Origin of the sequence: Collinsella sp. wc0529 (assembly GCF_046116875.1) — a bacterium.
Taxonomy (GTDB): Bacteria; Actinomycetota; Coriobacteriia; order Coriobacteriales; family Coriobacteriaceae; genus Collinsella.
In genome coordinates, this window is record NZ_JBJXBO010000001.1 from 1,289,870 (window position 1) to 1,311,299 (window position 21,430).

Here is a 21,430-nt window from a genome sequence, read left to right on the forward strand (position 1 = left end):
TTACTTGCTCGCGAACAGCCAGATCAGGATGATCACCAGGATTGCTGCGATGATGCAGGCGATGGCTCCGGTGAATTTGACGCGTGAGTCGCGGGTTCGCTTGCGAACGTCGTCTTCGGCGGCCTCGAGTTGGGCAACTTCGCGCTCGGTCTCGGTATGCTCGGCCTTGTCGCGCGCCAAGGACCCGGCGAGCGATTCGGTGATCTCGGGATGGTCGTGCACCTCGGTCGCCTGCTCGATAATCGACTGCGCATGCGCGGCATCTGCCCGGGCGTTTGCGATGGCCTGCTCTTGCTCGCGGCGTGCCTTGTCCTGCGTGGCGATCTTTTCGCGCAGCTCGCGCTGGCGCGTCGCGGCGGTAGTTTTTGCGGACTGCAGCTCGTCGCGCGCGGCATCTGCCTCAGCCGTTACGGCCTGGTGCGCGCGTTTAGCGTCGGCGATGGGGGCCTGTGCCTGCTCGACGGCCTGCTCGGCGGCGGCAAGTGAATGCTCAAGATCGGCAGTCACGCGCGGAATATCTTCCTCGGCCTTGCGGAGGGCGTCGGCAGCGTCGGAGATTTGCATAGACAACTCGTTGGTGCGTACGGTGTAATTGGCGGGATTTGCCGAAGGGTTGCGCTGCAGCTCGGCATACTCGCGACGCAAGGTCTCGAGCTGTGCGCGCGTAGCATCGGCAGTTTGTCGTGCGGTGGCGACACCGGCATCGCGCTCAGCCTTCACTTTGTCGCGGATACGCTTGGAATCCTCAAGGCGACGAACGAGGCGGTTGCCGGTCTCGCGCGAGCTCGCCTCGCGGGCTTCCACGGCGTCGAGTGCAGCCTTCAGGCGGAGCTCGGTCGCATCGTCCTCTGCCTTCATTTGCTCGAGCTGACCCTTGAGCTCCGTCGCTTTGGCGGCATGGGCATCACGGTTACTTTCAGCTGCCGCAGCGGTCTTTTGTGCCGCGGCAATCGCCTGGCGTTGATCGGCGATGATCTGATCGTAGCGGCCTGCGATGTCCTGGCGCGTCTCGAGCTCCTCTGCCTGGTCGGCGATGCGCTGCTCAAGCTCGGCTAAATGGGCGCGGGCATCGGCGAGTGCCTTCTTGGCGGCGTTCATCTCGCGCATGGCCGACGCGCCCTGGGCGATAAAAGTGCCCACGGCGTTAGCGGTATTTGAGACGGCGCTCCCCAGGTCGCGGCTCGTGGCGGGGGCGTGCGAGGTGGTCGGGTGTACGGCCTCGGCGGCATTCGTATCGGCAGTCTGCGGCGCGGCGATATTGCCGGTGCCGCCTTCAATCACGGAAAAGCCCGCTGCATGCGGGTCGACCGCATCGGCGCCGATCGTGGGGTGCTCGAGTTGCAGGAACGAGGGCATGGTGCTGCCCTGGTCGGCAACCGGGGTCTCGCCGGGCACAAACGTCGAGGCAGCCTCGGCGGCTTCCTCTTCCTCGGCGTCGACATCGGCATCGGCGACAGCGTCCTTCATCGCTTTGACGGCATCCATCATGGAGTCCATGACGGCGTCGAGCTCTTCTTCCGAAGACACCTCGATGGGGCCCGCTGGTTGCGGGGTGGCGTCCTTTTCGGGGGCGTCGTCCTGAGCGGCCGAATCGCCGTTTTGCTCGTCGGCATCTTCGGTCGCAGGGGTTTCCGCCGCAGCGCCGTTATCCAGAGTGGCGTCGTCGACGTCGGTATCATTGCAGGTCGCAGCGTCAGTATCTGCGGCGACGTCTGCGGAATCATCAATATGCTGCTGAGTCTGGGGGTCCAGCTCGTCTGTCATAGGCATGTGCTCCTCATCGTTGTTTGTCACCCTATGATAAAGTCTCGCGCCGACATCCCGCGCGCCGCAGCAAAGTTTCAAAACGTGTTCGATGGCTCGCGTCGATAGCAAAAACTCGGCCACTTTATCCAGTTTGTACTTGACAATCCCTTCGCCGAAAGACGTTATGCCGTTCGCCTGCCGAGGCCTTTTCTTTTCACTTGAAGAAGCTAAAGTTGCATTTCAGCTTTTGGCGCGTTTATTTTGGATGCGCGCAGTCGGCGGGCGTGCCCGTCGCGATTTTGAAAGGACTTCGTATGGGACTTTTCACTGGTAAGACCGTGATCGTCACCGGCGGCGGCAAGGCCACGCTTAAGGACGGCTCTGCTGGCTCCATCGGCTACGGCATCGATATCGCTTTTGCCAAGGAGGGCGCGAACCTCGTCATCACCGGCCGCAACGTCGCCAAGCTCGAGGCCGCCAAGGAGTCTCTTGAGGCCGAGTACGGCGTCAAGGTTCTGCCTGTTCAGGCCGATGTCTCGGCTGGTCAGGACAACGAGGCCGTCGTGCAGAACGTTATCGACAAGGCGATTGAGGAGTTCGGTCGCATCGACGCCGTCGTCAACAACGCTCAGGCCAGCGCCTCGGGTGTGACCATCGCCGACCACACTATGGACCAGTTTAACCTGGCCATTTACTCTGGCCTGTATGCCACCTACCTGTACATGCAGAAGGCCTATCCGCACCTGAAGGAGACCAAGGGCTCCGTGGTCAACTTTGCCTCGGGCGCCGGCCTGTTTGGCAACTACGGCCAGTGCAGCTATGCTGCCGCCAAGGAGGGCATCCGCGGCCTGACCCGCGTCGCCGCCAACGAGTGGGGCAAGGACGGCATCAACGTCAACATTGTGTGCCCGCTTGCCTGGACTGCTGCGCTCGAGAACTTCCAGGATGCCTATCCTGAGGCGTTCAAGGCCAACGTCCACATGCCGCCGGCGGGCCACTACGGCGACGTCGAGAAGGAGATTGGCCGCGTGGTCGTTCAGCTCTGCGGCCCCGACTTTAAGTACATGAACGGCGAGACCGTCACCCTCGAGGGCGGTATGGGCCAGCGGCCTTAGGGGTTACGGCGTTTTACCAAACGCCGTAACGGGCCGACGCTGCGCGGTCACCAGGGCGACAACTTGTCATTCAAAGAGGGCGGCATGACCAGAAGGTCTATGCCGCCCTCTTTTCATGCCAATTTGTTCGCCCTGGCGACCGCTCGCTGGCGTTGCCAGAGCATCGGCGTTGCCTTGGCTGTTGGAAATGATCCCAATGACTATGACCCCTTTGCGCCAGTTTCTGTCGAGTCGGTGCTTCTTGCGGGTTGCCCGTATAATGGTCTGCGTATGAACCGCAACCAAGGAGTTCCAGGTTATGGACCAGAACCTTTTTAAATTCGACCTGATCGCCGAGGATCCGACGACGCACGCGCGCGCCGGCGTGCTGCACACCCCGCACGGCGACATCGAGACGCCGATCTTTATGCCCGTGGGCACCAAGGCAAACGTCAAGGGCATCCCCACCGAGACCGTTAAGCAGCTCGGTGCGCAGATCGTGCTCGCCAACACCTACCACCTGTCCATGCGTCCCGGCGAGGACACCATCGCTGAGCTGGGCGGACTGCACAAATTTATGAACTGGCATGGCCCCATTCTTACCGACTCGGGCGGCTTCCAGGTGTTCAGCCACAACGACGCTGTCAAGCTCACCGACGAGGGCGTGCGTTTTATCGTCAACGATTACGACGGCCGCCACGTGTTCTGGACGCCCGAGGACAACATGGAAATCGCCATGAAGCTCGGCTCCGACATCTGCATGCAGCTCGACCAGTGCCCGGGCTATCCCGCCACGCGCGCCTACGTTGAGCGCGCCGTGGAGCTGTCGAGCATGTGGGCCGAGCGCTGCTACAAGGCTCACACCCGTGATGACCAGGCGCTCTTTGGCATCGTCCAGGGTGGCATGCATCTGGACCTGCGCCTGCGCTCGCTGCGCCACCTGGAGGAGTGCGGCGACTTCCCCGGCTATGGCATCGGCGGCTACTCGGTGGGCGAGGACCACGAGACCATGTTCGAGACGCTGGCGCCGCTCGCGAGCGAGTACATGCCAAAGCACAAGCCGCGCTACCTCATGGGCGTTGGCAACCCTACCACGCTCGTGCGCGGCGTTGGTGTGGGCATCGACATGTTCGACTGCGTGCTGCCGACGCGCACCGGCCGCATGGGTACGGCGTTCTCCAGTGAAGGCCGCCTTAACTTCCGCAACGCGCGCTTTGCGCACGACGACGGCCCCATCGACCCCACCTGCACCTGCCCGGTGTGCACGGGCGGCTACAGCCGCGCGCTCATCCGTCACATGGTCACGCAGAAGGAGATGCTCGGCGGTATTCTGCTGTCGATGCACAACATCTACTACCTGCTCAACCTTATGCAGCGTGCCCGCCAGGCCATTATCGAGGGCCGTTACGGTGCGTTTGTGAGCGACTGGATGAACAGTCCTGCGGCGGTGGATTACTAAGAGCTGCGCGGGCGCTTGCAGAGCGCGGGCAACGGCAAGGGGCGAGCGCCGGCCGGTCATCACGTTCGCTAACACCGTCTGCGCGACCGCTGACCGATAGCTTGCAAGCACTTGATGCATCGTGGGTACCATACCGAATAGTTGATGTTCGGGCGGGTGTTTGGCGCATGGCGTCGACCCCGCCCGTTTTTCTTTTTCTCGATAGGAGTACCCATGATTAAGAACGAGAATGTCGAGGGCGAGCCTGCCTACGACGAGACGTACCGCCGCGGCCCCGTGGTTATGCGCGGCCCCATGATTCCTAAGGACAACACCTACGCCAACCTGCTGGCGCCCGAGGAGTCGACCGACTGGCTGCATGCTGATCCGTGGCGCGTGCTGCGCATTCAGGCCGAGTTTGTCGATGGCTTTGGCGCGCTTGCCGAGCTCGGGCCCGCTGTGACCATCTTCGGTAGCGCTCGCACGCCCAAGACCGATCCGCTCTACAAGGCGGCGCGCACCGTCGGGCGCAAGATCGCACAACATGGCGTGGCGGTCATCACCGGTGGCGGCCCCGGCATCATGGAAGCGGCCAACAGGGGAGCGGCGAGTGTCAACGGCAAGTCAGTTGGCCTGGGCATTGAATTACCGCACGAGCATGGGCTCAACAAATACGTGAACCTCGGCATGGACTTCCGCTACTTCTTTGTGCGCAAGACCATGTTTGTCAAATACAGCTCGGGCGCCATCGTGTTTCCCGGTGGTTTTGGCACGCTCGACGAGATGTTCGAGGTACTCACGCTGGTGCAGACGCACAAGGTTAAGCGCATGCCGCTCGTTTTGGTAGGCACCGAGTACTGGCAGGGCCTGTTCGACTGGCTCAACGGCCCGGTGATGGACGCCGGTATGATCAGCCCGCTCGATCCGGAGCTGGTGCACATTACCGACGACCTCAACGAAGCCGTCGACATTGCGCTCGGCGGGCTGATGTAGAGCAATCGTGCCCACCGCGACATGGATCTGCATGGCAATCTGATGCTATCTAACGGCAGTTTGCCATCTAAACTGGGTATACTGATGTAAAAGATGAGGCGAGGAGGTCGCGTATGTCTACTGCAACGGTTAAGCCCACGACGGTTCGCATCGAAGAGGGGCTCAAGGAACAGGCGACTGAGTTCTTGGACTCAGTTGGCTTGAGTCTCAATTCGTATCTCAACCTTGCTGTTCGGCAGCTGGTAAATCAGCGAAAGATTCCTTTTGAGATTGTAGGAAGGGCGGAGGTGCCCAGCGAGGCGACGAGGCGTGCCATGGTAATCGCCGAGGCTCATGAGTTGGGGATTTTGCCGGACGATAGCCCGTCATTCAACGACGCTGATGAGCTTATGTCATTTCTTGATGAGGAATAGCGATGTTCGAGATCAAAGTCGAGGCTCAATTTAAGGCGGACTACAAACGAACGATGCGCATGCATCCGCAGCTAAAGAGTGAGTTTAAAGCGGCGGTTGCAGAGCTTGTGGCTCATGGGTCGCTTCCGGCGGAGTACGGCGCCCACGAGCTCTCAAACCCGGGCGGCAATTACAACGGCCACATCGAGTTCCACCTATCCGATGGCTTGGTCGATGTGGTCGTTCTATATCTGCCCCATAAGACTAACCCAGTGATCAGGCTGGTGCGAATGGGCACTCATCAGGAGCTTTTTCAGGGTCCGCTGGGCTGATCGCCGATTTCTAAGTTGCGGTGGAATAGGGACTGATTTGCGGCTGATAAGCCAAAAACAGTCCCTATTCCACCGCAAGTGGTAAAGGTGCCCCTAGTGAATGGGCTGGTAGCGGGGGCAGTAGCTGATGGCGATGGCGTCGACGCCTACGTGGGTGGCGATGGTGCAGCCGATGGGGCCGGTGCCGGCGTCTACGTAGTTCTGGCCTGCGAGCGCCTGGTTGACGAGCTCGTGCTCCTCGGCGGCGCCGGTCGTGAGTACGCGCACGCTCGAACCCGGGTGTTCAGCCAAAAACGCGAGGCAGTCGGCCATGGTGTTGGCGACGATGCGCTTGGCGCCGCGGCCCTTCTTGATGGCCTTGATCTCGCCCGATTTCCACTCCGGCGAAACGGCTAGGCGAATGTTGAGCATTTGCGTGAGCTGGCCGGCGAGTTTAGGTGCGCGGCCGTTCTTAACGAGGTTTTCGAGCGTGCGGGGAATCAGCAGCAGGTGGGCGTCGGGCAGCGTCGCGCGGATCTGCGCCTCGGTCTCGTCCAGGCTGCGGCCGTCCTCGCGCATGGCGAGCGCATACTCCACCAGCAGGCCCTCGGCACCCGAGCCGGTGCGCGAATCGATGCAGCGCACGTCGAGCTCGTGGGTATCGGCCGTCAGGCTGGCGTTGGCATAGCAGGCAGACCACTCGCTGCATAGCGAGATAAAGATGGCGCTGTCGTGGCCGTCGGCGCGCACGCGGTCAAAGAGTGCCTTGAACTCGCCGGCGCTCGGCTGCGAGGTGTGTGGCAGCTGCTCGGAGCCGGCCATGCGGGCGACGTATTCCTCGGCGGTAATCTGCACCTGGTCGAGCAGGTCCTCGCCCTCGATAATTACATGCAGCGGAATCACGTAAATGCCGAGCTCTTGGGCGCGGGCGGGGGAGATGTCCGACGTGGAGTCGGTTATGATGGCAAAAGACATAATTGCACCTTTCGTTGGGGCGCGACGGCGCCGCCTTCTGAGAGCAAAGTGCGACAAGTATAGTGGAGTTGCTCTACATTGCTAGGTTAAATTGTTGAATAGTCAACAGTTTGAAGTGTCGGTGTGGAAATCGTCAACTGGGGAAGAGGGATGCCGATGGAGGCGCTGGAGATATGCAAGCGGCCGGTCGTGCTGTTTGATTTTGATGGCACGGTGGCCGATACGGGTCGGGCGGTGATGACCTCGACGCGCAAGACGCTGGCTGCACTCGGGTTTTCGGAGGCGCAGATGGGTGACCTGCGTCGCATGATCGGGCCGCCCCTGTGGAAGAGTTTTCACGACTTTTATGGCTTCTCCCGCGAGGAGTCGCTTGTGGTGGCTGACGAGTACCGTGCCTTTTTTGATGAGCTGGGACCGGAAGAGTATCCCGTGTTCGATGGGATCCCCGCGCTGCTGGATGGGTTGGCCGCTCAGGGCAAGCGTATGGCCGTGGCGACGTCGCGCATGGAGGCGAAGTGCGTCGATATGGTGCGTGAGCTCGGGCTTTCTCAGTTTGAGGCGGTGGTTGGCATGAATCCGCCGCAGGGACGCGAGACCAAGGCCGATTCGGTCCGCGATGCCCTGGCGGCGCTCGGCGCGACGGCCGACGATGCCGTGATGATCGGCGATCGCTTTAACGATGTGGAGGGCGCGCACGCGATGGACGTGCCGTGCATCGGCATCTATTCGGGCGCGGCAGCGCCGGGGGAGCACGAGGCCGCGGGCGCCGATGCGGTGGTGCACTCGGTGGCCGAGCTTGCTAAACTTTTCGCTATCTAATAGACATAATGTGAGGGGCGGGCGTACCCGTCGCTCATTGGTAAGGAGGTCGTCCATGAATCAGGTGGAGCAGAGCGTCGCTGAGTATGTCGACGAGGTCTGGGAGGATGTCGTCGCTGATATCGAGCAGCTGGTGAGCTATCCGTCCGTGGCCGTTGCTGCCGATGCGGAGCCCGGCGCGCCGTTTGGCCGCCCGGTCCGTGACGTGCTCGATTGCGCGCTCGGCATCGCGCAGAAGCTCGGCTATCAAACGAGCGACGACGATGGGTTTGTGGGCATTGCCGATATCCCGGGCCGCGGCGATAAGCAGCTTGCGACTATCTGCCATGTTGACGTGGTACCCGCTGGCCCCGGCTGGAACACCGACCCGTTTGCGATGGAGCGTCGCGAGGGCTGGCTGCTCGGCCGCGGCGTGATTGACGACAAGGGTCCGGCCGTGCTGTCGCTCTACGCCGGCGCCTACCTGCTCAAGCACGGCATCGTTCCGCGCTACACCTTCCGCGCGCTGCTGGGCTGCGATGAGGAAGTGGGCATGTCCGACGTTCACCATTATCTGGAGAACTACGCGAATCCCGACTTTCTGTTTACGCCCGATGCCGAGTTCCCGGTCTGCAATGCCGAGAAGGGCCAGTTTGGGGCGACGTTCGTGAGCCCCAAGATCGACGGCGGGCGCATCGTGTCGTGGAGCGGCTCCGAGGCGAGCAATGCCATTCCGTCGCAGTCCATCTGCGAGCTTGCGATTGCCGCCGATGAGCTGCCGGCGCCCGTTGAGAACGTCGACCGCCTGGAGATCACGACACTCGATAACGGGCATGCGCAGATTTTTGCCCACGGCATTGGCGGTCATGCCTCGATGCCCGAGGGAACGATTAACGCCGTCGGCCTCATCGTGGCGTATCTGCGCGAGGCCGAGGACGCGTTTGGTGCACGCGACGAGCGCCTGCTGACGCCTGCCGAGCACGAGTTTGTCAAGTTCCTGGCCTTTGTGCATGCGGACGCCTATGGCCGCGGCCTGGGTATCGACGCGACGAGCCCGGCGTTTGGCCCGCTCACCTGCAACCCCGGCGTCATCCGTGTGGTGGATGGCCACATCGAGCAGGTCATCGACGTGCGCTTCCCCGATAGCACCAGTGCTGATACCATCCGCGAGCAGCTCGAGCCGCTTGTCGGCCGCTTTGGTGTGACGTGCCAGCTGGGTCGCGCGAAGGTGCCGTTCTCGGTCTCTGCCGACGATCCGGCCGTGAAGGCGCTTATCGATACCTATAACGAGTTCACCGGCAAGCATGCCGAACCCTTTGCCATGGGCGGCGGCACGTACGCGCGCAACTTTGCCCGCGCCGTCTCGTTTGGCCCCGAAGAGACCGGCCTGGAGCTGCCCGCGTGGGGCGGCCAGATGCACGGTCCCAACGAGTGCGCCAACGAGGAACAGCTCAAGCAGGCGCTCAAGATCTATATTGTTGCGATCCTTCGTTTGAATGAATTAGAGCTTTAAGGTTTCGCGGTTTCCCAATCTAAGTTGCGGTGGAATAGTTCCTAGAATGGGCCATTTGATGGCCAAGCAGGAACTATTTCACCGCAACTTTGTTTTTATTGGTGTAAAAGGCTGGCCATGTTTGGCGCTGGATTGTTATTCGTTTGTAAAGGCCGTGCTGCGCTTGCGGTAAGGGTCTATCAAATGCCCGTAAGAAACCGCAGTTGGCGCGGGCGCTACCCGATCGGGGTCGTATCTTTCCAAACAGCAAAGCGGGCAGGGTGCCCGCGAGTCGCATGTATGAAAGGAAGATCATGCTCGATCAGGCTTATTCTCGTCGTCAGTTCCTCGGCCTCGCTGGTGGTCTTGCCAGCATCGTCGGTCTCGGTCTCGTTGGTTGCGGCGGCTCCGGCGCATCCGATGCCGCCGACAAGGGTAGCGCCGCTGCTGCCGAGTCCGTCTCCGGCGAGGTGACCTACGACGGTGCCTCTTCGTTCCAGGCTCTCGTCGAGGCCGCTGCCGAGAAGTTCATGGACGCCAACCCCGATGTCTCCGTCTCCGGCTCGGGCAACGGTTCGGGCAAGGGCCTGACCGCTGTCGCCGCCGGCACCGTTACCATCGGTAACTCCGACGTCTTCGCCGAGACCAAGCTCGAGGCCGACCAGGTCAAGAACCTCGTCGACCACGAGGTTGCCGTCGTGGGCATGGGTCCTGTTGTCTCCAAGAACGTCAAGGTCGACGATCTGTCCCTCGAGCAGCTCAAGGGCATCTTCTCCGGCCAGATCACCAACTGGAAGGAGGTCGGCGGCGGCGACGCCACCATCGTCGTCCTCAACCGCAAGGCCGGCTCCGGCACTCGCGCTACCTTTGAGGCTGCCGTCTTTGGCGACGAGGCCGTCGACTTTAAGGGCGACGCCGAGCTCGACAAGTCCGGCGATGTCCAGACTCAGATGGCCAGCACCGATAACGCCATCTCCTACCTCGACTTCTCGCACTTCGACGACTCCAAGTTCAACGCCATCAAGGTCGAGGGCATCGAGCCCAAGAGTAAGAACGTCACCGATGACTCCTTCAAGATCTGGGCTACCGAGCACATGTACTGCTCCAAGGACGCCGACGAGGCCACCAAGGCATTCCTGGAGTTCATGCTTTCCGACGACGTCCAGGGCAAGCTCGTCGAGGAGCAGGGCTTTATCCCCGTTTCTGCCATGAAGGTCGTAAAGGACGCCAGCGGCAAGGTCTCTGCTAAATAAGTAATCGCCCCCGGAAAGGTTTGCAATGGCAAAACAGCTGCCAAAGCGCGACCTTGAGAACGTGGGCCTGGGCGTCACGGGTGCGTGCGTAGCGCTCGTGACGCTTGTCGTTGCCGCACTCATCTTTATGGTCGCCCAAAAGGGTCTCTCGGCTTTTGCCAAGGACGGCGTTTCGGTCGTTGAGTTCTTCACCGGCGCCAAGTGGGACCTGGCCAACACGGCCGAAAGCGGGCTGCCCTACACCGGCGCCCTGCCCCTGATCGTCACCTCGTTTGCGGTCATGGTGCTCTCCACGCTCATCGCGCTGCCCATCGCCATCGGCTCTTCCATCTTCGCGGTCGAGATCCAGCCTAAGTTTGGCTCTAAGATCTTTCAGCCGCTTATTGAGCTTTTGACCGGTATTCCCTCGGTCGTCTTTGGCCTCATCGGTTTTCACGTGGTCGTCGGCCTTATGAAGAGCGTTTTCCACGTGAGCACGGGCCTGGGTATCCTGCCCGGCGCCATCGTGCTGGCCGTCATGATCCTGCCGACCATGACCACGCTTTCGGTCGATGGCCTGCGCGCCGTGCCCGACAGCTACCGCCAGGGCTCGCTCGCGCTGGGCTATACCCGGTGGCAGACCATCTGGCACGTGGTGCTCAAGAGCGCCATGCCCTCGCTCATGACCGCGGTCATCCTTGGCATGACCCGCGCCTTTGGCGAGACGCTCGCCGTGCGCATGGTTATCGGCGGCATCGAGGCCATGCCGACGTCGCTGCTGTCGCCGGCGTCCACCATCACCACCACGCTCACCACGTCTATGGCGGTCTATGCCGAGGGCTCAGCCCAGGACGACGTTCTGTGGGCGCTCGGTCTGCTGCTGATGGGCATGAGCCTCATCTTCATCCTGATTATCCATCTCATTGGCCGCAAGGGGGCGAAGGCTCGTGGCTAGCACGCGCATCCATATCGACGAGGCGAGACTCGGGCGTGTCCAAAAACAGGACCGCATCGCCACGGGCGTGTTGACGGCGATCGTCGCCATCGTCATGCTCGTCGTCATTTCCATGGTGGCCTATATCCTGTTCGAGGGCATCTCGACGCTGTTCCAGCCGGGCTTCCTCACGCAGCCCGCGCGTGCTAACGGAACCCAGGGCGGCGTGCTCTATCAGCTGTTCGACTCGTTCTATCTGCTGCTGATCACCCTGATCATCTCGGTGCCCATCAGCCTGGGCGGCGCGGTCTTCCTGGTCGAGTACGCGCCGGACGGGCCCATCCGCGACATCGCCTCCACCGCCATCGAGACGCTGTCCTCGCTGCCTTCCATCGTCGTTGGCATGTTCGGATTTCTGGTGTTCTCGGTTCAGCTGGGCTGGAAGTACTCCATCATCTCCGGCGCCGTCGCGCTCACCATGTTCAACATCCCCATCCTGGTGCGCGTGATCCAGCAGGCGCTCGAGGACGTGCCGCAGACCCAGCGCGATGCGTGCCTGGCCATGGGCCTTACTCGTTGGGAAGCCACGCTGCACATCCTGATCCCCGAGGCCATGCCCGCCATCGTGACCGGCATCGTGCTTTCGGCCGGCCGCGTGTTTGGCGAGGCCGCGGCACTGCTCTTTACCTCGGGCATGAGCTCGCCGGTGCGTCTGAACTTCTTGAGCTTTAACCTGTCGAGCCCCACTTGCGCTTGGAACGTGTTCCGTCCCGGCGAGTCGCTCGCCGTGCACATCTACAAGATCTATGGCGAGGGCAGCCCCGAGGCCCAGCAGATCGTCTGGGGCACCGCCGCACTGCTGATGATCTGCGTGCTGCTGTTTAACGTAATCGCCCGCATCGTGGGCAAGCAACTGGCAAGGAAGATGACGGCCGAATGAGCGAGATGAATGCAACGCCCGCAACCGAGGCGGCCACGTCCGAGACCCAGGACTTTCTGTCGAGTGTGGGGGAGAGCGAGAAACGCGTTCGCGTGAGCGGCAGGGCCGTGAGCGACAAGGTCGTGCTCTCCACCAAGGACGTCAACGTGTACTATGGCGACCACCATGCCCTGCACAATACGTCGCTCGACTTTCACAAGGGCGAGATCACGGCGCTCATCGGGCCTTCGGGCTGCGGTAAGTCGACCTTCTTGCGTAGCCTCAACCTTATGAATCGCGAGATTCGCGGCTGCCGCGTGGAGGGCGAGATCAACTACCGCGGGCGCAACGTGAATACCAAGACCGAGAACACCTACGAGCTGCGCCGCTCCATTGGCATGGTGTTCCAGCAGCCCAACCCGTTCCGCAAGTCCATTCGCGACAACATTACATTTGCGCCCAGGCGTCACGGCATCACCGACCGCGACGAGCTTGATCGTATGGTCGAGGAGAGTCTGCGCGGCGCGGCACTGTGGGACGAGGTCAAGGACAAGCTCGACAAGAGCGCCTACGCGCTTTCGGGCGGCCAGCAGCAACGCCTGTGCATTGCGCGCACGCTGGCGCTCAACCCCGACGTGATCCTGTTTGACGAGCCCTGTTCGGCGCTCGACCCCATCTCGACGCTGGCGATCGAGGACCTGATGTCATCGATCGTTGCCGACCGCGCCATCGTCATCGTGACGCACAACATGGAGCAGGCGTCGCGTGTGTCCAACCGCACGGCGTTCTTCTACATGGGCGATATGGTCGAGTACGACGAGACTGACGAGATTTTCCAACGGCCCAAGGATAAGCGGCTGAATGATTACCTCACCGGCATGTTCTCCTAGTCCGGGACATGCTTGAGGCCCGCGGCGGCCACGGTTGCCGCGGGACTGATTGGAGGGGCGGGTCATCTCTTTCGGGAGATGGCCCGCCTTTTTGTGTCGTGTGCGGCCCGCCTTTTCGCTGCTATCATGGACAACGTTGAATTTCTACGAAGGAGCAGGGCATATGGCGATTCTTTTGGGATGCGATTCCGTCAGCCTAGAGTTTCCCACCAAGCATATTTTCGATAACGTGACGCTCGGCGTGGGCGAGGGCGACCGCATTGGTATTGTCGGTAAAAACGGCGACGGCAAGTCGACGCTGCTGAGCGTTCTCGCCGGCACGCTGGAGCCCGACGACGGCCGCGTGACGCACCGCCGCGGCACCACGATCGGATTGCTCGGCCAAAAGGACAACCTGGTCGATACCGACACCGTGCATCATGCCGTCGTCGGCGACACGCCCGAGTATGAGTGGGCCTCGAGCCCGCGTACGCGCCAGATCCTGGCCGGCCTTATTAGCGATGTGCCCTGGGAAGGCACGGTGGGCGAGCTTTCGGGCGGCCAGCGCCGCCGCGTGGACCTCGCGCGCCTGCTGATTGGCGACTACGACGTGCTTATGCTCGACGAGCCTACCAACCACCTGGACATGCGTACCATCAACTGGCTCGCGCGTCACTTAAAGGCCCGCTGGCAGCGCGGCCAGGGCGCGATGCTCGTGGTCACGCACGACCGCTGGTTCTTGGACGAGGTCTGCACCAGCATGTGGGAGGTCCACGACGGCCAGGTTGACCCCTTCGAGGGTGGCTACTCGGCTTACATCCTGCAGCGCGTGGAGCGCGACCGCATGGCCGCCGTTACCGAGGAACGCCGTCGCAACATGGCGCGCAAGGAGCTCGCGTGGCTGAGCCGCGGCGCCCAGGCGCGCTCCACCAAGCCCAAGTTTCGCGTGGATGCCGCTCGCGAGCTCATCGCCGACGTGCCGCCCGTGCGCGACGAGCTGGAGCTCAAGCGCCTCGCCGTGAGCCGCCTAGGCAAGCAGGTCATCGATGTCATCGACGTTGACGCCGGCTATGCGGATGCCGGCGGCGCGCCCAAGCAGGTGCTCTCCGACGTGACCTGGCTCATTGGCGCGGGCGACCGCTATGGTCTGCTGGGTGAGAACGGCGCCGGCAAGTCCACGCTGCTCGACGTGATCCAGGGTAAGATCGCGCCTTTGCGCGGCCGTGTAAAGATCGGCCAGACGGTGCGTTTTGGCGTGCTGTCGCAGCAGCTCGAGGAGCTCGAACCCTTTATGGGCGACACGATCCGCGAGGTGCTCAGCAACTATAAGAAGTATTACGTCATCGACGGCAAGGAGACTTCGCCCGAGAAGCTCTGCGAGCGCCTGGGCTTTACGACGCAGCAGCTCTGGAGCCGCATCGGCGATCTTTCGGGCGGTCAGCGCCGTCGCCTGTCGCTGCTGCTGACGATTCTGGACGAGCCCAACGTGCTTATCCTGGACGAGCCCGGCAACGACCTGGATACCGACATGCTCGCGATTGTCGAGGACCTGCTCGACGGTTGGCCCGGCACGCTGATCCTGGTGACGCACGACCGCTTCTTGATGGAGCGCGTGACCGACCAGCAGTGGGCGCTGCTCGACGGCCACCTGACGCATATGCCCGGCGGCGTCGACCAGTACCTGCGCCTGTGCAACGCCACCGCCGAGGGTGAGCCCGTGGGTGCGCCGAGCGCCAAGACTGGCACGTTTGACACCGGTGTCGCGGCAACTGCGACCGAAAAGCCCAAGTCGAGCGGCCAGCCCAATGGTCTTTCCAACGCCGAGCGTCAGAAGCTTCGCCGCGAGGTGAGCTCGCTCGAGCGCAAAATGGAGACGCAGCGCGCACGCGTGGAGGAGGCCGAGGCCGCGATGGCCCAGGTCGACCCCACCAACTACACGGCGCTGGGCGAGCAGCAGGCAAAAATCGACGAGGCCCACGCCGCCATGGACGAGCTGGAGATGGCGTGGCTCGAGGCGAGCGAGAAGCTCGAGGGCGAGGAGTAGGCAAGGATGATCAAGGCCGCATTTTTCGATATCGACGGTACGTTGCTGAGCTTTAAGACCCATCGGATTCCGGCGTCGGCGCGACAGGTGCTCGACAGCTTTCGCGAGCAGGGGATTGCGTGCGTGATCGCCACGGGTCGCCCGACCTACCAGATGCCGGATTGGCTGTTCGACTTGGGATGGGATGCGTACATTACGCTTTCGGGTCAGCACTGTTTTGATACCAAGGGCGTCTACCGCAGCTGTCCGATCGATCCGGACGACGTTGCGGTGATTGTGGACCAGGTGGCGCAGGGACGCTACGACTCGCTGTGCATGCAGGGCGAGAACTCGTTTGTGAACCGCCTGTCCGAGCGCGTGGTGACGGCCGGCAACAACGCGGGGATCGTCTACCACGAGGAGCCGTTCGAGCATGCCTTCGATGCGCCGGTTTACCAGTTCTGCGCCTTTGTGGACCCGGCCGACGAGCATATCGTGACCGATGCGGTGTCGCATTCGCTCACTACGCGCTGGTGCGATTTGTTCTGCGACGTTATTCCGGCCAACGGCGGCAAGGACCTGGGCGTGGCTGCGACGCTGGAGCGCCTGGGCATCGACGCGAGCGAAGCGATTGCTTTTGGCGACGGCGAGAACGACCTGTCGATGTTTTCCGCCGTGGGCACAAGCGTGGCCATGGGTAATGCGCAGGATACCGTGAAGGCCGCGGCGACCTACGTGACGTCCGCCGTGGACGACGACGGGATCTACAACGCCGCGAAGCACTTTGGGCTGCTATAGCTGCGGCTCGGCACTTGGGGACGTTCCTTTTGTGCCGGCAGCTGGGGACACTCCTTGTACGTTGCGTACGGTGTCGCCCTGCTTGCCCCGCGCATTTTGTGAAACACGGTTAACTTTTTAAACAACGTAGTAAGACATGGGCAACTTTTGCGGTAAAGTAAGCCAAGGAAAGTATCCAAAGGCTAACTAACGATCATCGCGAAAGGCGGCCCATGACCCTACGTGAATCTGGAGAAGACTATCTCGAATCTATTTATGTGCTCTCGGAGCGCCAAGGCACGGTGCGCTCAATCGACGTCGCCGAATACCTGGGTGTGACCAAGGCGAGCGTCTCTAAAGCCATGGCGACGCTGGAAAACAGCGGCTATGTCGAAATGGGCAAGCGCGACGTTCATCTGACGGAACGTGGTCTGGAGGTCGCTCGCCAAATGTGGGAGCGCCACTGCTTTTTCGTGCGGTTGCTCGAGGAAGCCGGTGTTTCGGCGGATGTCGCGTCGCAAGAGGGTTGCCACATGGAGCACTGCCTGAGTGAGGAGAGCTTCGAGAAGCTGAGGGCGATGTTGGGACGGGAAGATGCGGCCGGCGCAACAACGGAAGCCTAATTGACCCCCAGGAGCGCGGAGTTCGCGCAAAGCGCGAACCAGCGAAAGGGGGATAGGGGATTCGAACAACAACGAGTCCGACGCAGTCCAAAGTGGAGCATTCGGTGCGCGACGCCATCACAGCTGAGCTATCTCTTCGTTCCCAAAGAGGCGCGCCTCCCGCGCCAAAGGCGCGGGACAGCGACCGGGACCAGTGGCCCCACCAACTAAGTCCAACTCAGACAAGGAACCCCGCCAGCAAGCGATGCCCAAGAACCGCCAGCAACGTTACCGCAGGCCGGGACCGGGCTTGGTTTTGAAAACATTCCGCAGACCAGAAGTGCCCCCGTTCGTAGCTCCGAAGGAGCAGAACGGGGGCACTTCATTGGTCGAGGACGTTTTCAAAACCAAGCCCGGTCCCGGCCGGACAGCCCACGAACGCTACAGGTTCTTGACACCCATCGCGCGCATGGCGTTCAGGATGGCGATGATTGCCACGCCTACGTCGCCAAAGACCGCAAGCCACATGTTGGCGATGCCGAGCGCCGCAAGCACCAAAATCAGCAGCTTAATACCCAGCGCGAAGATGATATTCTGCCAGACAATCGACATGGTCTTGCGCGCCACGCGGATCGCGCGGGAAATGTTGGACGGCTTGTCATCCATCAGCACGACATCCGCCGCCTCAATCGCAGCGTCGGAGCCCATGGCGCCCATGGCAATGCCCACATCGGCGCGCGTAAGCACAGGCGCATCGTTGATGCCGTCGCCGACAAAGGCGAGCTTGCCCTTACCGCTTTCGGCCGCGAGCAGCGCTTCAACACGCTCGACCTTGTCGCCCGGCAGCAGCTGCGCATGGAACTCGTCGAGGCCGAGCTGCTTGGCCACCGCAGCAGCCACTTCCTCGCGGTCGCCCGTGAGCATAACGGTGCGCTTGACGCCGGCGGCGTGCAGGTCGCGGATCGTCTGCTCGGCATCGGCCTTAACGGTGTCTGCAATCACGATGTGGCCGGCGTACACGCCGTCAACGAGCACATGCAGAATCGTTCCAACGACCTCGCAATCGGGCGCTTCGACTCCGGCCGCGGCGAGCATCTTTGCGTTGCCGACGACGACGTGCTTGCCGTCGATGGTTGCCGTCACGCCGTGGCCCGCGTCGTTGGCGGAGTCGCTCACGCGTTTGGGGTCGACCTCGCCCTGGTAGGCGGTGCTTACCGACTGCGCGATGGGGTGATCGGAGAACGACTCCGCAAGGGCTGCGACCTCAAGCAACGACTGCTCGGTATAGCCAGCCTCGGGGTGCACCGCGACCACCGAGAAAGTGCCGTTGGTGAGGGTGCCTGTCTTGTCAAAGACGACGGTGTCCACGTCGGCGAGCGTCTCGAGGTAGTTAGAACCCTTGATGAGAACGCCCAGTTTGGAGGCGCCGCCGATGCCGCCAAAGAAGCTCAGCGGCACGCTGATCACGAGCGCGCACGGGCAGCTGACGACCAGGAAGGTCAGGCCGCGCAGAATCCAGTCGGACCAGGCACCGGTGACCAGGCCGCCGCCAAGGGCGAGCACCGCGGCCGCGCCGGTGACGGCGGGGGTGTAGACGCGGGCGAAGCGTGTGATGAAGTTCTCGGTGCGTGCCTTCTTTTCGCTGGCATTCTCCACGAGCTCCAGGACGCGCGCGACGGTGGACTCGCCAAAGGGCTTGGTGGTGCGCACGTGGATGAGGCCCGTCATGTTGATGCAGCCGCTGATGATATCGTCGCCGGACTTGGCGGGGCGGGGGACTGACTCGCCCGTGAGCGCGGCGGTGTCGAGCTGGGTTTCGCCCTCGACGATGACGCCGTCGATAGGCACGCGCTCGCCGGGCTTGACCACGATCACGGTGCCGACGGCGATGTCATCGGGAAAGACCTGTTCGAGTGTGCCGTCGGCTTGCTCGACGTTAGCGTAGTCGGGCGCGATGTCCATCATGGCGCTGATTGACTTGCGGCTTTTGCCCACGGCATACGCCTGGAACAGCTCGCCGACCTGGTAGAACAGCATGACGGCGGCGCCTTCGGCCATGTGCGGGTCGGTATCGGGGAAGAGCACCATGGCAAACGCGCCGATGGTTGCGACTGCCATAAGGAAGCTCTCGTCGAAGGCCTTGCCGCGGCGGATGTTACTGAATGCCTTTTGCAGTACGTCGTAGCCGGCAATCAAAAACGGCACGAGGAACAGCACAAAGCTGGCGTAGATGTCGCCCGGGGTGCCGAATGCGGCGGCGAGGGTGCCAAGCTCATCGAGGGCGTACACCACGGCAAAAATGCCCAGCGCTACCAGGATGCGGTTGCGCTTATGCTCGAGTGACTCTTTTTTCTTGCGCTTCTTCTTTTTCTTTCTGGGGTCGTCGGTGGCCATGACTCGTTTCCTCCCATTTGAATGTATGAACACTCGCTCATATAATTTCGCGAGCAAAGGCCGCGGCAATCGCGGCCTTGCAGGTTGGCGTAAGCCTGGGCTAGAGAATGATCTCGCAGTCCGGCTCGGCGTCGGCGGTGAATTCCACGACGCGGTTGAGCACCTCGTCGAACTCGGTGTCATCGGCCTCGAGCGTCAGCTTCTGGGTCATAAAGTTGACGGACACGGATTTGACGCCCTCGAGCTTGGCCAGCTCGTCCTGAAGCTCGCGCGCGCAGTTGGCGCAGTCGATCTCGTCGAGTTTAAACTGCTTTTTCATGGTGGGTTCCTTTCCCTCTTTTGCGGCTTGGGTGCAGGCCGCGCTGGTACCGTGGTTGGTTGCTATTCGCAGATATGGCTCATGCCCTGGTTGAGCATGGTGTAGACGTGATCGTCGGCAAGCGAGTAGAGGATGTTGCGGCCGTCGCGGCGGAACTTGACCAGGTGCGACTGCTTAAGCGTGCGCAGCTGGTGCGAGACTGCCGACTGCGAGGTCTCGGTCGCTTCGGCGATGTCTGCCACGCAGAGCTCGCGGCCCATGAGGGCATAGAGAATCTTGATGCGCGTGGTGTCGCTGAAGACCTTGAACAGGTCGGCGAGGTCGTAGAGAAGTTCCTCGTCGGGAAGGTCCTCGGGCGAGCAGGTGGTGGGGATCACGGGTTCGGTGGCCTCGATGTCAGTCTTTGTTTCATCAGCGTGGTCGCTCATTGCAACATCCTTTCATATGAACATGCGCTCATATAACTTGCTTCCGATTATATGAGCGCATGTTCATATGTCAATAACGTTCAGGTAATTCGTCGTACAAAATGATGAGGAAAAGCGGACGAGATCCCGGACTAAGCGGTTTTGATTAGCGATGCCGGGGTGGGTGCCCCTGCGCCGTGCAAAAATTGGAGTATTCTGCAACGATAGGGGGTCTGTTAATCTATCGCGGGCCAAATAATGTAGTTCAAGAGCTATCTTAGGGTGTTAAACCGATGAGTTCTTCCTCAAATGTTGCCTAACGTTCTCACGCAAGAGTGATTTCGCTTCACATTTGGATCCACTCGAGGGTGATGGACACCCGACCCTGCTGAATACTCGCAATTTTGCACGTCGCTAGGGTACCCACCTTGTTAGTCGGCCTAGTTTCCGGCCCCGAAGACCCTGCCCTCGGGCGTGAAGCTGCTTGTTTGGTTGAGTGATGGGCTGCCTGGTTCGACGATTTGCATGTCATCGATTGCCGGAGCCTCGTTAATCGTCGGATCGTCCAATGTGATGCTTTCGAGCATTGCTTTTTCGAGATCGATTCGTTGACGCTCTTCGGAATCCTGGCGAAGCTCCTCCTGGATTCGTTTCTTCTCCTCAATAAACCTTCTGAGCACAAACAGTCTCAGGTCCTCTTGCATGATTTGAAAGTCTTTTGGCAAACGCGAGGGGCGTATACCTTCTTTTCTTTGGATTGCCTCCATGACCCTAACGAAAGAGCTGGCATGCATAAAGGAATAACGGCTGACGGTGATGATTCCGTACCCCATGGACGCAAGTGCGTTCTTGCGTTCTTCGTCGATGGCGCGGTCTTCTTCCGCGTCGTGATAAAAACCGTTGTATTCAATATCTGTTCGAGATTTCTTCAGATATGCATCCATAAAGAACTTTTTGCGTCTCGTGAGATTTTTTGCGGCAGCGGTGACCTGTACCTCGTAATCGGTCTCAATTCCCTTAATACCAAGTCCACCTTCGCTTTTGGGCAGCGTAAGCATCATGACAAAGGCCGTTTCCATGGGAGAGCGGCATCCATCGCGTACACATTGAATAGCCTTTCGGGCAAGGGCCAAACCATCGCATCTGGTAATGGAATTAAAGAACTGTTTTAACCTCTCGGTCGAGGTAAGTGGGAAACGCTCGGTATAAGAGGTAGAAGAACCGGTTCCAAGGGAATAGGCGCCGCACAGTTCAAAGTAGTACTCCACTAGTTCGCGAAAAGGGAGATAGGTGGCGGCCTGAAGTGCGCAAAGCTCAACGCCAACAATGTAGATGTCATCTTCTAGCTCTATAAAACGCGAGCATGAGAATCTCTTTGACGAAACGTGGCATCGGCAGTCCATCGCGTAGCGCGCGTTCCTGCGATCAAACACCATTACCTCGGGGGAATGGTTTGCGTCGCGGGCAACATCATGTTTGGCAAGCCATTCTGTGGCCGCGTCGAGGAGCGTTCCGGTGGGGCACGATCCGTAAATTGCGACAGGGCTGCAGGACTCGATGTCTTTCGCAGAAACCGAATGCGCGGCCTGGTAGACCGCTTTTGCCGTGGTATGTGACAATACGATACTCATGGTATATATCGTGTCAGCTAATGCTGCGTTGATGGCGCTGAGTGGAAAAGTCGTTTTAGAGGTCTAACCAAATGCTGTCCAAAA

21 protein-coding genes are annotated in these 21,430 nt (G+C 61.0%); 15 read left to right on the plus strand and 6 right to left on the minus strand.

The features are described 5' to 3' along the window. On the minus strand, nt 1–1,764 hold the full coding sequence (locus tag ACKUTP_RS05435; protein ID WP_409063722.1) for a hypothetical protein: 1,764 nt from the start codon (nt 1,762–1,764) through the stop codon (nt 1–3). A 296-nt stretch (nt 1,765–2,060) separates the two neighbouring features. Here ACKUTP_RS05435 and ACKUTP_RS05440 point away from each other — a divergent pair, with 296 nt between their 5' ends. The 6 genes from ACKUTP_RS05440 to ACKUTP_RS05465 all read left to right on the plus strand — a co-directional run bounded on the left by ACKUTP_RS05440 (nt 2,061) and on the right by ACKUTP_RS05465 (nt 5,995). Then, the gene (locus tag ACKUTP_RS05440) at nt 2,061–2,861 is read left to right on the plus strand and encodes an SDR family NAD(P)-dependent oxidoreductase (protein ID WP_006235414.1); all 801 of its coding nucleotides are present in this window, start codon (nt 2,061–2,063) and stop codon (nt 2,859–2,861) included. 63 nt (nt 2,862–2,924) lie between these two features. Continuing rightward, a complete protein-coding gene (locus tag ACKUTP_RS05445; RefSeq protein WP_409063723.1) occupies nt 2,925–3,179 on the plus strand; it encodes a hypothetical protein in 255 nt (84 codons plus the stop codon). Next, nucleotides 3,160–4,299, plus strand: coding sequence for a tRNA guanosine(34) transglycosylase Tgt (gene tgt / locus ACKUTP_RS05450; protein WP_138374899.1), 1,140 nt, complete (start codon nt 3,160–3,162; stop codon nt 4,297–4,299). Before ACKUTP_RS05445 ends, tgt begins: the two co-directional genes overlap by 20 nt. A gap of 213 nt (nt 4,300–4,512) precedes the next feature. Then, complete coding sequence (locus ACKUTP_RS05455; RefSeq protein ID WP_409063724.1) at nt 4,513–5,271, plus strand: TIGR00730 family Rossman fold protein; 759 nt, start codon at nt 4,513–4,515, stop codon at nt 5,269–5,271. Between the two features lie 113 nt (nt 5,272–5,384). After that, nucleotides 5,385–5,684 carry a type II toxin-antitoxin system RelB/DinJ family antitoxin gene (locus tag ACKUTP_RS05460; protein WP_409063725.1) on the plus strand — a complete coding sequence of 100 codons (300 nt, stop codon included), beginning with the start codon at nt 5,385–5,387 and terminating at the stop codon, nt 5,682–5,684. A 2-nt stretch (nt 5,685–5,686) separates the two neighbouring features. Then, entirely contained in the window at nt 5,687–5,995 is a 309-nt protein-coding gene (locus ACKUTP_RS05465) for a type II toxin-antitoxin system YafQ family toxin (RefSeq protein WP_409063726.1), read from the plus strand. Between the two features lie 93 nt (nt 5,996–6,088). Here ACKUTP_RS05465 and ACKUTP_RS05470 read toward each other — a convergent pair whose 3' ends face one another. Further along, nucleotides 6,089–6,949, minus strand: a complete 861-nt coding sequence (locus ACKUTP_RS05470) for a DegV family protein (protein WP_409063727.1) — start codon at nt 6,947–6,949, stop codon at nt 6,089–6,091. A gap of 150 nt (nt 6,950–7,099) precedes the next feature. Here ACKUTP_RS05470 and ACKUTP_RS05475 point away from each other — a divergent pair, with 150 nt between their 5' ends. The 9 genes from ACKUTP_RS05475 to ACKUTP_RS05515 all read left to right on the plus strand — a co-directional run bounded on the left by ACKUTP_RS05475 (nt 7,100) and on the right by ACKUTP_RS05515 (nt 16,616). Next, nucleotides 7,100–7,768 (plus strand): HAD hydrolase-like protein, encoded by a 669-nt coding sequence (locus ACKUTP_RS05475; protein ID WP_409063728.1) that lies wholly within the window; start codon nt 7,100–7,102, stop codon nt 7,766–7,768. A gap of 55 nt (nt 7,769–7,823) precedes the next feature. Further along, nucleotides 7,824–9,260 (plus strand): M20 family metallopeptidase, encoded by a 1,437-nt coding sequence (locus ACKUTP_RS05480; protein WP_409063729.1) that lies wholly within the window; start codon nt 7,824–7,826, stop codon nt 9,258–9,260. A 293-nt stretch (nt 9,261–9,553) separates the two neighbouring features. Next, a complete protein-coding gene (locus ACKUTP_RS05485; RefSeq protein ID WP_409063730.1) occupies nt 9,554–10,492 on the plus strand; it encodes a phosphate ABC transporter substrate-binding protein in 939 nt (312 codons plus the stop codon). Between the two features lie 25 nt (nt 10,493–10,517). Beyond that, nucleotides 10,518–11,426, plus strand: a complete 909-nt coding sequence (pstC, locus tag ACKUTP_RS05490) for a phosphate ABC transporter permease subunit PstC (RefSeq protein WP_409063731.1) — start codon at nt 10,518–10,520, stop codon at nt 11,424–11,426. Then, nucleotides 11,419–12,345, plus strand: coding sequence for a phosphate ABC transporter permease PstA (gene pstA / locus ACKUTP_RS05495; protein ID WP_409063732.1), 927 nt, complete (start codon nt 11,419–11,421; stop codon nt 12,343–12,345). Before pstC ends, pstA begins: the two co-directional genes overlap by 8 nt. Then, a complete protein-coding gene (gene pstB, locus ACKUTP_RS05500) occupies nt 12,342–13,214 on the plus strand; it encodes a phosphate ABC transporter ATP-binding protein PstB (RefSeq protein ID WP_409063733.1) in 873 nt (290 codons plus the stop codon). Before pstA ends, pstB begins: the two co-directional genes overlap by 4 nt. 163 nt (nt 13,215–13,377) lie before the next feature. Next, nucleotides 13,378–15,237, plus strand: a complete 1,860-nt coding sequence (locus tag ACKUTP_RS05505) for an ABC-F family ATP-binding cassette domain-containing protein (protein WP_409063734.1) — start codon at nt 13,378–13,380, stop codon at nt 15,235–15,237. 6 nt (nt 15,238–15,243) lie between these two features. Then, nucleotides 15,244–16,014 carry a Cof-type HAD-IIB family hydrolase gene (locus tag ACKUTP_RS05510; RefSeq protein WP_409063735.1) on the plus strand — a complete coding sequence of 257 codons (771 nt, stop codon included), beginning with the start codon at nt 15,244–15,246 and terminating at the stop codon, nt 16,012–16,014. Nucleotides 16,015–16,226: 212 nt separating this feature from the next. Further along, nucleotides 16,227–16,616, plus strand: a complete 390-nt coding sequence (locus ACKUTP_RS05515; protein ID WP_409063736.1) for a metal-dependent transcriptional regulator — start codon at nt 16,227–16,229, stop codon at nt 16,614–16,616. A 420-nt stretch (nt 16,617–17,036) separates the two neighbouring features. Here ACKUTP_RS05515 and ACKUTP_RS05520 read toward each other — a convergent pair whose 3' ends face one another. The 4 genes from ACKUTP_RS05520 to ACKUTP_RS05535 form a co-directional block, all read right to left on the minus strand. Continuing rightward, nucleotides 17,037–18,989 carry a heavy metal translocating P-type ATPase gene (locus tag ACKUTP_RS05520; protein WP_409063737.1) on the minus strand — a complete coding sequence of 651 codons (1,953 nt, stop codon included), beginning with the start codon at nt 18,987–18,989 and terminating at the stop codon, nt 17,037–17,039. Nucleotides 18,990–19,089: 100 nt separating this feature from the next. Beyond that, complete coding sequence (locus tag ACKUTP_RS05525; RefSeq protein WP_117742982.1) at nt 19,090–19,308, minus strand: cation transporter; 219 nt, start codon at nt 19,306–19,308, stop codon at nt 19,090–19,092. A gap of 62 nt (nt 19,309–19,370) precedes the next feature. Beyond that, nucleotides 19,371–19,736: an ArsR/SmtB family transcription factor gene (locus tag ACKUTP_RS05530; protein ID WP_409063738.1), complete on the minus strand. Its 366-nt coding sequence runs from the start codon at nt 19,734–19,736 to the stop codon at nt 19,371–19,373. Nucleotides 19,737–20,155: 419 nt separating this feature from the next. Further along, complete coding sequence (locus tag ACKUTP_RS05535; protein ID WP_409063739.1) at nt 20,156–21,346, minus strand: hypothetical protein; 1,191 nt, start codon at nt 21,344–21,346, stop codon at nt 20,156–20,158. Nucleotides 21,347–21,430: the final 84 nt, after the last annotated feature.

Bases quoted from the DNA above. Each gene is read 5' to 3' on its own strand.
- ACKUTP_RS05435 (WP_409063722.1), bottom strand. From the start codon at position 1,764: ATGACAGACGAGCTGGACCCCCAGACTCAGCAGCATATTGATGATTCC.
- ACKUTP_RS05440 (WP_006235414.1), top strand. From the start codon at position 2,061: ATGGGACTTTTCACTGGTAAGACCGTGATCGTCACCGGCGGCGGCAAG.
- tgt (WP_138374899.1), top strand. From the start codon at position 3,160: ATGGACCAGAACCTTTTTAAATTCGACCTGATCGCCGAGGATCCGACG.
- ACKUTP_RS05455 (WP_409063724.1), top strand. From the start codon at position 4,513: ATGATTAAGAACGAGAATGTCGAGGGCGAGCCTGCCTACGACGAGACG.
- ACKUTP_RS05460 (WP_409063725.1), top strand. From the start codon at position 5,385: ATGTCTACTGCAACGGTTAAGCCCACGACGGTTCGCATCGAAGAGGGG.
- ACKUTP_RS05465 (WP_409063726.1), top strand. From the start codon at position 5,687: ATGTTCGAGATCAAAGTCGAGGCTCAATTTAAGGCGGACTACAAACGA.
- ACKUTP_RS05470 (WP_409063727.1), bottom strand. From the start codon at position 6,949: ATGTCTTTTGCCATCATAACCGACTCCACGTCGGACATCTCCCCCGCC.
- ACKUTP_RS05475 (WP_409063728.1), top strand. From the start codon at position 7,100: ATGCCGATGGAGGCGCTGGAGATATGCAAGCGGCCGGTCGTGCTGTTT.
- ACKUTP_RS05480 (WP_409063729.1), top strand. From the start codon at position 7,824: ATGAATCAGGTGGAGCAGAGCGTCGCTGAGTATGTCGACGAGGTCTGG.
- ACKUTP_RS05485 (WP_409063730.1), top strand. From the start codon at position 9,554: ATGCTCGATCAGGCTTATTCTCGTCGTCAGTTCCTCGGCCTCGCTGGT.
- pstC (WP_409063731.1), top strand. From the start codon at position 10,518: ATGGCAAAACAGCTGCCAAAGCGCGACCTTGAGAACGTGGGCCTGGGC.
- pstB (WP_409063733.1), top strand. From the start codon at position 12,342: ATGAGCGAGATGAATGCAACGCCCGCAACCGAGGCGGCCACGTCCGAG.
- ACKUTP_RS05505 (WP_409063734.1), top strand. From the start codon at position 13,378: ATGGCGATTCTTTTGGGATGCGATTCCGTCAGCCTAGAGTTTCCCACC.
- ACKUTP_RS05510 (WP_409063735.1), top strand. From the start codon at position 15,244: ATGATCAAGGCCGCATTTTTCGATATCGACGGTACGTTGCTGAGCTTT.
- ACKUTP_RS05515 (WP_409063736.1), top strand. From the start codon at position 16,227: ATGACCCTACGTGAATCTGGAGAAGACTATCTCGAATCTATTTATGTG.
- ACKUTP_RS05520 (WP_409063737.1), bottom strand. From the start codon at position 18,989: ATGGCCACCGACGACCCCAGAAAGAAAAAGAAGAAGCGCAAGAAAAAA.
- ACKUTP_RS05525 (WP_117742982.1), bottom strand. From the start codon at position 19,308: ATGAAAAAGCAGTTTAAACTCGACGAGATCGACTGCGCCAACTGCGCG.
- ACKUTP_RS05530 (WP_409063738.1), bottom strand. From the start codon at position 19,736: ATGAGCGACCACGCTGATGAAACAAAGACTGACATCGAGGCCACCGAA.
- ACKUTP_RS05535 (WP_409063739.1), bottom strand. From the start codon at position 21,346: ATGAGTATCGTATTGTCACATACCACGGCAAAAGCGGTCTACCAGGCC.